The 9,160-nt window shown below is 65.0% G+C and carries 18 protein-coding genes; 5 read left to right on the forward strand and 13 right to left on the reverse strand.

The window, feature by feature from the left end:
* Window positions 1–64: 64 nt before the first annotated feature.
* The 3 genes from KBZ33_RS20395 to KBZ33_RS20405 form a co-directional block, all read right to left on the reverse strand.
* The gene (locus KBZ33_RS20395) at window positions 65–490 is read right to left on the reverse strand and encodes a hypothetical protein (RefSeq protein WP_254955287.1); all 426 of its coding nucleotides are present in this window, start codon (window positions 488–490) and stop codon (window positions 65–67) included.
* A gap of 196 nt (window positions 491–686) precedes the next feature.
* Complete coding sequence (locus KBZ33_RS20400) at window positions 687–1,106, reverse strand: PIN domain-containing protein (RefSeq protein ID WP_254955288.1); 420 nt, start codon at window positions 1,104–1,106, stop codon at window positions 687–689.
* A 27-nt stretch (window positions 1,107–1,133) separates the two neighbouring features.
* Complete coding sequence (locus KBZ33_RS20405) at window positions 1,134–1,370, reverse strand: hypothetical protein (RefSeq protein WP_254955289.1); 237 nt, start codon at window positions 1,368–1,370, stop codon at window positions 1,134–1,136.
* 261 nt (window positions 1,371–1,631) lie between these two features.
* Between KBZ33_RS20405 and KBZ33_RS20410 the strand changes: the two genes are divergently transcribed.
* The 3 genes from KBZ33_RS20410 (at window position 1,632) to KBZ33_RS20420 (ending at window position 2,847) form a co-directional block, all read left to right on the forward strand.
* Window positions 1,632–1,817, forward strand: a complete 186-nt coding sequence (locus KBZ33_RS20410) for a hypothetical protein (RefSeq protein ID WP_254955290.1) — start codon at window positions 1,632–1,634, stop codon at window positions 1,815–1,817.
* A 272-nt stretch (window positions 1,818–2,089) separates the two neighbouring features.
* Window positions 2,090–2,323, forward strand: a complete 234-nt coding sequence (locus KBZ33_RS20415) for a hypothetical protein (RefSeq protein WP_255011953.1) — start codon at window positions 2,090–2,092, stop codon at window positions 2,321–2,323.
* 125 nt (window positions 2,324–2,448) lie between these two features.
* Window positions 2,449–2,847 (forward strand): DoxX family protein, encoded by a 399-nt coding sequence (locus KBZ33_RS20420; protein ID WP_254955291.1) that lies wholly within the window; start codon window positions 2,449–2,451, stop codon window positions 2,845–2,847.
* Between the two features lie 249 nt (window positions 2,848–3,096).
* Here the strand turns inward: KBZ33_RS20420 and KBZ33_RS20425 are convergent, their stop codons facing one another.
* Window positions 3,097–3,483 carry a hypothetical protein gene (locus KBZ33_RS20425; protein WP_254955292.1) on the reverse strand — a complete coding sequence of 129 codons (387 nt, stop codon included), beginning with the start codon at window positions 3,481–3,483 and terminating at the stop codon, window positions 3,097–3,099.
* 9 nt (window positions 3,484–3,492) lie between these two features.
* Window positions 3,493–4,392, reverse strand: a complete 900-nt coding sequence (locus KBZ33_RS20430) for a hypothetical protein (RefSeq protein ID WP_254955293.1) — start codon at window positions 4,390–4,392, stop codon at window positions 3,493–3,495.
* A 103-nt stretch (window positions 4,393–4,495) separates the two neighbouring features.
* Here KBZ33_RS20430 and KBZ33_RS20435 point away from each other — a divergent pair, with 103 nt between their 5' ends.
* Window positions 4,496–4,774, forward strand: a complete 279-nt coding sequence (locus tag KBZ33_RS20435) for a cupin domain-containing protein (RefSeq protein ID WP_254955294.1) — start codon at window positions 4,496–4,498, stop codon at window positions 4,772–4,774.
* Complete coding sequence (locus KBZ33_RS20440; protein ID WP_255011954.1) at window positions 4,771–5,034, forward strand: hypothetical protein; 264 nt, start codon at window positions 4,771–4,773, stop codon at window positions 5,032–5,034. The genes KBZ33_RS20435 and KBZ33_RS20440 overlap by 4 nt, the downstream gene beginning before the upstream one ends.
* Here the strand turns inward: KBZ33_RS20440 and KBZ33_RS20445 are convergent.
* The 8 genes from KBZ33_RS20445 to KBZ33_RS20480 all read right to left on the reverse strand — a co-directional run.
* The gene (locus KBZ33_RS20445; RefSeq protein WP_254955296.1) at window positions 5,018–5,242 is read right to left on the reverse strand and encodes a hypothetical protein; all 225 of its coding nucleotides are present in this window, start codon (window positions 5,240–5,242) and stop codon (window positions 5,018–5,020) included. The genes KBZ33_RS20440 and KBZ33_RS20445 overlap by 17 nt on opposite strands.
* A 76-nt stretch (window positions 5,243–5,318) precedes the next feature.
* Window positions 5,319–5,567, reverse strand: coding sequence for a chlorophyll a/b-binding protein (locus tag KBZ33_RS20450; RefSeq protein WP_254955303.1), 249 nt, complete (start codon window positions 5,565–5,567; stop codon window positions 5,319–5,321).
* Window positions 5,568–5,801: 234 nt separating this feature from the next.
* Window positions 5,802–5,945 (reverse strand): chlorophyll a/b-binding protein, encoded by a 144-nt coding sequence (locus KBZ33_RS20455; protein WP_254955304.1) that lies wholly within the window; start codon window positions 5,943–5,945, stop codon window positions 5,802–5,804.
* Between the two features lie 91 nt (window positions 5,946–6,036).
* Window positions 6,037–6,936, reverse strand: a complete 900-nt coding sequence (locus KBZ33_RS21740; protein WP_254955297.1) for a helix-turn-helix domain-containing protein — start codon at window positions 6,934–6,936, stop codon at window positions 6,037–6,039.
* 3 nt (window positions 6,937–6,939) lie between these two features.
* Window positions 6,940–7,458 (reverse strand): hypothetical protein, encoded by a 519-nt coding sequence (locus KBZ33_RS20465; RefSeq protein ID WP_254955298.1) that lies wholly within the window; start codon window positions 7,456–7,458, stop codon window positions 6,940–6,942.
* A gap of 44 nt (window positions 7,459–7,502) precedes the next feature.
* Entirely contained in the window at window positions 7,503–7,730 is a 228-nt protein-coding gene (locus KBZ33_RS20470; protein ID WP_254955299.1) for a Nif11-like leader peptide family natural product precursor, read from the reverse strand.
* Window positions 7,731–7,780: 50 nt separating this feature from the next.
* A complete protein-coding gene (locus KBZ33_RS20475; protein ID WP_254955300.1) occupies window positions 7,781–8,167 on the reverse strand; it encodes a hypothetical protein in 387 nt (128 codons plus the stop codon).
* Between the two features lie 32 nt (window positions 8,168–8,199).
* Window positions 8,200–9,160 (reverse strand): bluetail domain-containing putative surface protein (locus tag KBZ33_RS20480; protein WP_254955301.1); only part of this gene is annotated, 961 nt, incomplete at its 5' end.

A 9,160-nucleotide genomic window follows, 5' to 3' on the forward strand; every position in this document is an offset into this window, starting at 1 on the left:
GCTTTGTGACTCTTTGCTGCTCGTCCCAGAAGCCTCTCTGACCCACAGTTGTTGTGAAGATTGCTTAACCGATCATAATCGGAATCATGCCACAATCAAGTGCCTTGTTGATTTTTCGAAGTTCCCTAAAGCCAGAATTACCGTAAAGGATATTGAATTTAATGAGCGAATTAGTGGTGAAGGAAATTCCTTCATTAGTTACGCTTAAGGAGGATGCATTAGATCCATCCCACTGAAAAGTATTAAGTGCGCCTGCGTAATCACTTAGTCCTGTAATGGTGTACGTGCCGTCATCCACACCAGTGGTTGAGCGAATGTATGTTCCCGTAACGCCGGTAATGGTTTCAGTGAAGCCAGCTTGGGCAGTTGCGCCAGCGGTGGTGAAGGTTCCTTGCGCCGATTGCGTGGTCCCAGTGACAGACCAATCCCAGGTTAAGGCTCGTGCCGCATTCGGGACGAATAGCGTGGTCAACGAAGCAGCAGCGATCAAGGCAACTGGTAAACGCATCAAAAACGTAACTCAATGCTGCACATTGACTGCCCCCCCCCGGTCTAGGCGCCCACTTGTGCCAGTCGAGCAAGTGGCTCCTCTGCCAAAGAGTGGTCGCCATTCCTCCCGCTCCTGTGCCGGGCTGGCGCCTTGGCTGCCCTGCCCAATTAGGCATCAGTACTTAGCCGCCGAGAGGTCAGGTCTGTGGGCTCATGGGCTGATCCGGTTCCAGTCGCAGCACCTCGATCGGCGCCTGGGCGAGCTGGAAGGCGCGGTCATTGGTGAGCAGCGCATCACAGCCCCAGTGGACAGCCGCCGCCAAATGGATCGCATCCGCCGTCTGCAGGCGGGTGGCAGCGCGCAGTTCCGCGGCCCGCTCCATCACCTCCGGATGCAGGGGCACCACGCTGCAATCGGAGAAAAAGCTGCGGAAGACGAAGTCTTCTCCGAAGGAGTGGGCAAGCAGTCGGATTTGATCGGCAGTGCGCAGCGGACCGACCAGGCATTCCATGCGCACCAGATCGCTGATCACCAAGTCCGCTTGGGCGTAGCGCTCCAGTTGCTGGAGGGTTCGTTGCTGAAGGTGCAGGGCGCCATCAAGGGCGTAGATCAGCACGCAGGAATCGAGTTACAGGCGCATGCCTCACCGCCAGGAAGCCCGCTCGTTCTCCAGGGCAGCATCGATCTGCTCCTTGCTGAGGCCCTCTCGAGTCGGGGTGGCGGCCTGAAGGTCAAGCAGCTTGGCCAGGAGCCGGCGGCCTGTCGGAGCGGCCTCATCGGCCGGCGTGATCGCGACGGTCACACGACCCATGGGGGTTCCGGCCGGCAGCTGCAGGGTCCGGTCCTCCTTGATGTGCGTGGTGAAGGAGAAGGATCCCATCGCTGCTGATTGGGTCCATCCACGTTAGGAGCAGAAGCAATGTCCGGTCGGCTCTCCCCATGGGGGCGAGCAGCACGGCGGCGATGCAGCCAGCAGCTCTCGATGGGGCGCCGCTCCGGCCCTTTTCATGATCGGGGGACGCGTCAAGGGTGATACGAGCCGGCCGTTGTGGACGTTGGCTGCGCTGCGCTCCGCACCAGACGAAGTGGCCGGCCCTTGACCCGCCCCCGCTGGCGGAGGGGTCCTACGCGATGCCCATCCATGGCCCTCCTTTCCCGCAAGTCCGCTCTGCAGCAGTGTTCCTGGCAGGTGCTGGATGATCTGGCTTTCTGCACTCAGCGCTATCCGCGCCTGGCGGAGTTGGCGGCTCAGGTGCTCGTTGAGCAGCAGTGCGTCCTGCCGGGGGTGCCGGTTGATCCGGGGCTGGAGGCACTGGTGCCCTTCTGAGGGGCTCAGCTTCCAGCCGGCGGGGCTCCCTGGGGGCCTCGCTTTCTTGCTGGTCGTCCACCCTGTGCAGCGATGACGGCGGCGGGAATCCAGACCGCTCACCAACACGCGGAGCCAAGGGACTTGCAGCGCAGCCGGTTCTCTCCAGGCACCAGCCGGCGGGAGGCCTCAGCACTGCTGGGGGAAGTCGGCAACACCGATCAGCGAGGGCCAGGAACCGCTGCCCCAGCCGTCTCGTCCCTGCGGGCCGCTACAGCCGAGGCCTGACGCGGGTGTCCCTCGCCTCTCTCGTGTTGGCCTTCTCTTCCCCCAGCTGCGAAATCCGCCAGTTACTGGTGCATGTCTATCCCAGTGGCAGCAAGGCCTCCGGTGCTGAGCGCCTCACGGTCTTCTATGGCCGTCGTGGTCGCCCGGTCAAAAAGCCCCGCTTCATGCCGGCGGCTCTGGCCCATCAGTGGGCACGCAAGCTGCAGGCCCGGCGGCTCGGCACCGTCTCGGTGCTCTGAGCCGCCAGGGGCTGCGGCCCCTGCCCCGGCGGGCCTGCAGGCCCCCGGGGCCTTTCCCTGCGGGGCAGCACAGGCATGCAGGGCGAATCGCGGGCAACGCCCGGACCCTGGCCACCGGCCACACAATGCCCACAGCAGCCCTCACCCCGATGAACCAGCAGAGCTACCAGCCCTCGTTGCTGAACCGCATCGCCCGGGTGCTGCTGTGCCTGGTGTTCATCCAGGCCGTGATCGGCAAGCTGACGGGCTTTGTCGTTGTGGCCGGCGCCATCGCCGCCAAGGGACTACCGCTGGCGCCCGTGCTGCTGGTGGCGGCCATGGTCTTGATGGCTGTGGGTTCGGCCCTGGTGATCAGCGGCTGGAAGGCCCGCCTCGGAGCGGTGCTGCTGCTGCTGTTCCTGGTGCCCACGACCGTGCTGTTCCACGGCGACGTGGCCGACAAGATGGAGCGAATTCAGCTGTTCAAGAACCTGGCGATCATGGGCGGCCTGTTGCTGGTGGCCGATCAGGACAGCAGAGGCTGAAGGGGGGGGGATTTCCCAGAACCTGAAAAATTTCCGAGGCACCCTGCACCGCTCCCGGAAACAGGGGGAATACCCCCGAGTTTGGATTCTTCTGCATGGACCTGCGGGCTTCTGCAGGGAGTTGCAGGGAGCTGATTTTGAAACGCGAAATACGAGGAAATTTTGCGATTTTTTTCGCGTCTGTTTCTCCCCTTTTGGGGTGTTGATCGTTTGCCCGGCGGTGTTTTCCGGGGTCCGCTCAGTTGTGCCTCAGCGGCGGCGGGGTTGCTTGGTTGAGCGCTGGGCTGCTTGCTCTGCAGCATCCATCCGTCGGGCGACGCCAGTGGCCCAGCGGCGGCCTGGCTCACCGCCCCAGCCATCCCAGGCCTGACGGCCCTTGCCGTACTGATCCCAGCTGGAGCCCTGCTTGTCCACCTCGTGGCGAGCGAAGTAGCTCACCATCCGGTCGATGGTCGCCGGTGAGAGCTGCTGACGGTTGAGCAGCTGCCGGGCTCGCGCCAGCCCCACCGGCGTCATGCCGCGGTTGGAGGGGGGCTGCTGGGCACGGCGCTCCAGGGCACGGCGGGCGGCAGCAGCCACTGGCTCGGGTGGCCGGAAGGAGAGTCCGGCGTAGAAGCTGCGGGGCCGCCGTGCCATCGACTGGTCTCAGCGACGAGCACCGCGACCGTTCACCGCGAAGGACGCCCGGTAGAGCTCAGAGGCCGACATCGACTGGGGGTTGATCGGCTCGCCATTGCTGGCGATGCCCGAGGCCGTCAATGCACCAGCGGCCTGCATGCCAGCCGGGCCCCGCTGCTGAAAGAGGAAGCCGTAGACGGGGTGCACCCGCATCTGATCAAGGAACTCGGTGGTGGTCATTGGCCGGCCGTCATCACCGAGCAGGGGCTTGCCCTGGCCATCGAGCGGTTCGAGTACGTCCTTGCCGTCATTGCCGTTGCTTAGCCGGAAGCAGGTGCCCAGCTGCCCCTTGAAGATGTCAAAGAAGGTGCCGCGCGCGTCACCGCCGGTGCGGCCCTCGGCCTGGGAGAAGACACGCTCCAGCAGGCGGTCCTTGCGTAGTTGGAGCACCTGCTGCTTGGCCTCATCGCGCTCAGCAGAGACAGCAGCCACCTTCTGGGCGGAGGCCTCCTCCATCTGGCGCTCGCGCAGATCCATCTGCTGTTCAAGGATCTGCTTTTGACGTTCGGCCTCCTGCAGGCGGGCGTACTCCTCGGGGTTGATCTCCGAGAAGCGGTTCAGCTGCTGACGCAGGGTGCGGATCTCCTTTTCCAGCTGGTTGCTCTTCCGCCGCTCGGCCCGCAGGGGTTCGGTGAGGCGGCTGTCGTCCACCGGGGGAGCAGCGCCCTCCGATGGAGAAGCGCCGGAGCTGTCGCCGCCGCTGGCGGCAGAACCGCCCTGGCCGCCGGCGGCGTTGGGGTCGCCCATGGGGACACCGGCTGTCGTGACCTCACCGGGCTGGCCGGTGGCGGCGTAGTTGTCGTCACCGCCCTGGCCGCTTGTTGCGGGGGCGGAGCTGGAGGTGGAAGAAGGAGTGGCAGTGGCCATGACCCATCGCGGCTGTCGTGGATGAACGCCCCGTCCGGGCTGCGTTCTCGATCTATTGCCAGGGGCGCCGGCCGACAATGGCTCCGGTTCTCATGCACACGCCATGGCCTCCGGTATCACAGTCACCTCCAACCCGGATCCAACTCAGCTGCATAGCCTGGGTGTGACGAGCTGGCCGACCTGGGGCTGTGAGGTGAGCACCTTCCCCTGGACCTACGACGAGCAGGAGACCTGCCTGCTGTTGGAGGGAGACGTGACCGTGACTCCCGATGGCGGGGAGCCGGTGCGCTTTGGCGCCGGTGATCTGGTGGTGTTTGACGCCGGGCTGAGCTGCACCTGGGAGTTGCATGCCCCGGTACGCAAGCACTACCGCTTTGGTTGAGCACTGCCGCCAGCGTGGAGCCGATGCAGACACCACCTCGCCCCACGCCCCGCGAGAGCACCGAAGCGATGGTGCGCAACATCGGCCTTGAGCTAGCGGAGATCGAGCTGGCCATCGGCTACTGCCGCGGCGATGTCGTCGCGGAACCGAAGCTGACGGGCACCTGGATGGCCCACCTGCTGATCAGCAGCAGGGAGCTGCTGCAGAACCTGCTGATCGATACGGCCAAAAAGCCCCAGCGAATCAACGCTCCGGGGTGACAGGCCGGGTCCAGCGCCGGTAGAGCCAGACCCCGCCGCCGCCCCAGAGCAGGCTCCAGAGGATGAAGGTGGCGGCGGTGCCGAGCTGACCTCCCTCCAGCGAATAGATCCCGGCGTTGATCAGGCCGGCATCGATGAGCGAACCGCCGATACCCCAGCCCAGCACCCAGGTGAACAGAAAGCCGATGGCCTGGAGGTTGCCTGTCATGGAAGCGGAAATGCTGCGGTGGCCATCAAAACCCCCAGGGTTGCCGGGGGTGTGGGCGGGTGAACCGAGCAGGGACTCAGAAGCAGAAAGGCAGGAACTGGGTGCGGCAGGCGGTATAGCCATCAACCAGGTCGCCGAGGCCGATCTGGTGGGCGATGCCGGAGCCGGTGAGACCTTCCACCACGATGCCCATCACGATTCCGAGCATGGCGGCGCGGCCATTGAACAGTTCAGCGCGCTTGATTTGCTCAATGTGGATCAGCTGCTCGGCCCGGTACTGGAACCACTGGCCGTTGGCGGGGGTGTTTGTCTTGGAAGCTCCGATTCGGTGGGAATGGGGCGGTGATCGTGGGCGAACGGTCAGTCGGCCGGTCGGGGCTGCAGCAGGGCGCCTGCGATCCAGGCGCCGATCAGCGGGAGAGCGAAAACGCCAGTTATCTGCTGCTGGTTGGAGTGAGGTCGCTGGGGCGGATCAACACGAAGACGGTCATGGCGGTGAGCAGCACCACCAGGGCGACGACGGCTGTGATGGCAGTGCTGTAGTCGGTGCTCATGGCGATCAACCGAGCCCGATCTGCTGGAGGATGCCCTGGCCGGTGAGCAGCTCAGTGGCAAGGCCGATCACGAAGCCGAGCATGGCCAATCGGCCGTTCCAGGTCTCGGCGAATTCGACAAACCCGTAGCGGGGAGCGGGATCAGCCATGAGTGCCTCAGTTAGTTGAGTGAATTGTAACGGCATGTGAAGCGACTGGGTCATGGCGGGTTCCCGCAAATGCCCCCAGCCGCGGGGGGCCTCACCCCCGCGAGAGCTCCAGCTGCCTGGCCAGCCAGATCTCCACGTCCTCGTAGGTGTAGCGGACGAGGTTGCCCAACTTCACGAAGGGCGGGCCGTAGCCGCTGGAATTCCAGCTGTAGATCGTGGAGGTGGAGACCCCCAAGTAGGTGGCCAGGGTTTCAGGCGTGTAAAAACCGGCCGGCAGGCTGGTGGTGCTGGTGTCGGCGTTTGCGGCGGCGCGGCGCTTGGGGATGAACAGCCAGCTGCCCACCGGCAGCGGATCGGAGGGCCGGCCGGTGAGGGTGGGGTTCAGGCCCCGCAGGGTAGTGACGGTGGTGAGGTGCCGCTCGGCCAGCACGTTGAGGCTGTCGCCGGTGCCCACCACCGCCACACGGTTGGGCTTGAGCGCGGCCTGGATCCGTTCGCCCAGCAGCGGTTGGGTCAAGGAGCCGATACCGCCGGCGCCGTAGAGCCCTCCGAACTCGGTCACCGAGAAGGCCCCCAGCTGGCCACGGCTGGGGGAGGGGAGCAGGCCGGGGGTGCGCAGCTCAACCAGCGGCCCCAGCCACACCGTCCCGAAGCAGGGGGTGAGCAGCGCCGGGGTGGTGGTCGAGACCGGCCGGATGCCGCTGGTGCTCCAGCTGATGTCGCCTGCCAGCCAGTCCCAGGGTTGGGATGGCGTCAGCGGCAACACCGCCCCGCGGGTGAGGTAGCCCTCGTAGGTGAAGTCCCCCGTGTCGAGTCCGGGGGCGTTCTCCTTGCTCGAGATGCCACGCAGGCGCTTGAGGAACCCCTCAAAGACGAACCGTCCGGTGCGCTCCGAATCGAGCACGCCGGGGATGGCATTGGAGAACAGCAGGATGCGGGCATTGGCGTAGGGCTGCAGCGCCGAGGGGGGCAAAGTTGGGGTGCTGGTCACGGATCAACCCCGCTCCAGCGCTGCGGTGAAGCTCCCGCCACCGCTGCTCAGCTGGGAGTCGCGGCTCCAGTTCGCCAGGGTCGGCAGCATCAGCACTAGGGCCTGGGCATGGCTACCCCGCTGCCGGCGCAGGGCCTGTTCGATCGAGAGCCCCACACCAAAACGGGTGACCGTTTCCTCCCGCAGCAGCTCCGTGTCGAACTCGATCACATCTGCCTTTTTCACTGGGAGACTGCCGTCCTCTGGCAGGGCATCAGCAACGGCTGCCTTGCGGCGGGTTTCGATCGGCGCCATCAGCTGCTCCGGGTTCAGCCCGGCCAGTTCAGTGTCGATAGCGGCGATGGCATCCAGTTCCCGCCTGGCGGTGGGGATGGCGTCGGGGTAGAGCTGCTCGAGATCCGCCATCGCGTCGTTGATGGCGCGGATCCCCGCCATCCGAGCTGGGATCGAGAGGGCGATGCGGATCCCCTCTAGGTCAGCAGCACGCCAGCGGTAGGGCGAGTCGGTCGGGGTCTGGCTCATGCAGCGGCAGGGGCGGCTTCTGTCTGCTGTTGCCGCGCGGCGGCTCAGATCCCGGCGCCGATCACCACGGCGGCAGGCTGATCGCCGCCGGTCGGCAGGTCGTGGCGCTCCTGCTGCCAGGCCCGCTGCAAGTCGCTCTGGGTGATGCGGTAGCCGAGGCGGCGGGCGGTGTGGATCAGCTGCTGACGAGAACGACAGCGCCGCAGGGTGCGCTGCAGCGAGGGTTCAGCTTCTGCCTCGATCACCAGCCGTTCCAGCTCAGAGAGGCTCATCGCTTCCATCCCCTGGGGCCCTCACCATGCCCAGCCGCCAGGTGTAGAGGTCAGCGGGAAGCGGGCCTGCAGCGCTGATCGAGGGCGCGCACGATCAGGGCCACGGCCTTGGCCTGGCCCTGCACCGCAAAAGCCTCCCGCTCGATCAGGGGGTTGAGAGGCAATCTCCAGCCGACCGGCCGCAGCACCCCATCGGGGCAGCTCTGAGCGGCATGGGCGGCCTCATGCAGCAACGTCTGACGGGCGATGCCCAGCTCGCCCGTGATCGGTGCCACCCAGAGGGTCCGCCTGGCTGCATCGAACATCCCGTAGACCCCCCGCCTGGGGGGAGGCGCCAGCTGCACGGAGAAGCGATGGCGACGCAGCGCCGCCAGCAGCGGCTGCAGATCGGCGGGCCAGGCCCAGCCGGCGGTGGCCAACAGAGGGAGCAGCACCACCGCCAAGCTGGCGCTCAGTGATGCTGGCTTTATCAAACAAATTCCACGAAGTTGGTGGCACTGATCGAGTAGTTGCGCAGCCAAACAATGGAGTCTGTATCAGCCTGAAAACCAGCGCGACCATCGTTCATTGCGATAAAAGTACCGGAATGACTGCTGGCTGTGAAAGCAGCCACTGAATTGGCGGTAAACGCTGCTTTGGTGAGCACTGCAGCAATCGCTGCAGGGGCGATCGATGCTGCAGTGCCAACAGAAGTGGTGAGCCGTGAGGCTGTCACGGAGCTCGGAGCTGATATGCGATCGTTGCGATTGAAATCAGTGATCTCGTCGAAATAACCGCCCGTACCGCTGATTGGATCAAGCAGCAACGAGTCGCTGAGCTGCAAGAAGACAAACACATCACGATCTGCCGTGCCACCACCCCCGGTGAGGATGTCCTTGCCGCCACGGCCTGTGAGACGATTATTGGCACCGTTGCCGATGATGGTGTTGTCTAGATTGTTGCCGGTGCCATTGATGGTTTGGCTGCCGGTGAGTTTCAGGATCTCCTCGCCAGCTTTGAGAGTGTAGGAGATCGTCGATTCAATACTGGTGTCAAGTACAAATGAACGGGCCGTTGATGCCGTACCCAGATTCCCCGCTCCATCGGCCACGCGTGCCGTGATGCGGTAGGTGGTGCCGGCAGTGGCGGGAAGAGTGGGTGTGTAGCTCCAGGTGCGGGCGGTGTTGTTGACGGTGGCGGAACCGAGCAGGGCGGTGGCGTTGTAGATGCGGAGGGTTTCCCCCGTTGCCAGGGCTCTGGAGATCGTTCCGGTGATGGTGGGAGTGCGGTCGTCGGTACGACCACCAGCGGCCACCGTGCCCCGGATCAGGCCGGCGTTGTCGTTGACGCCAGTGATCGCAGCGGTGGTGGCTGGCGGGGTGGTATCGAGGATGAAGGAGCGAGCAGCAGAAGCCGTACCCAGATTCCCCGCTCCATCGGCCACGCGTGCC

This window comes from Cyanobium sp. Cruz-8D1 (assembly GCF_024345975.1).
Taxonomy (GTDB): domain Bacteria; phylum Cyanobacteriota; class Cyanobacteriia; order PCC-6307; family Cyanobiaceae; genus Cyanobium.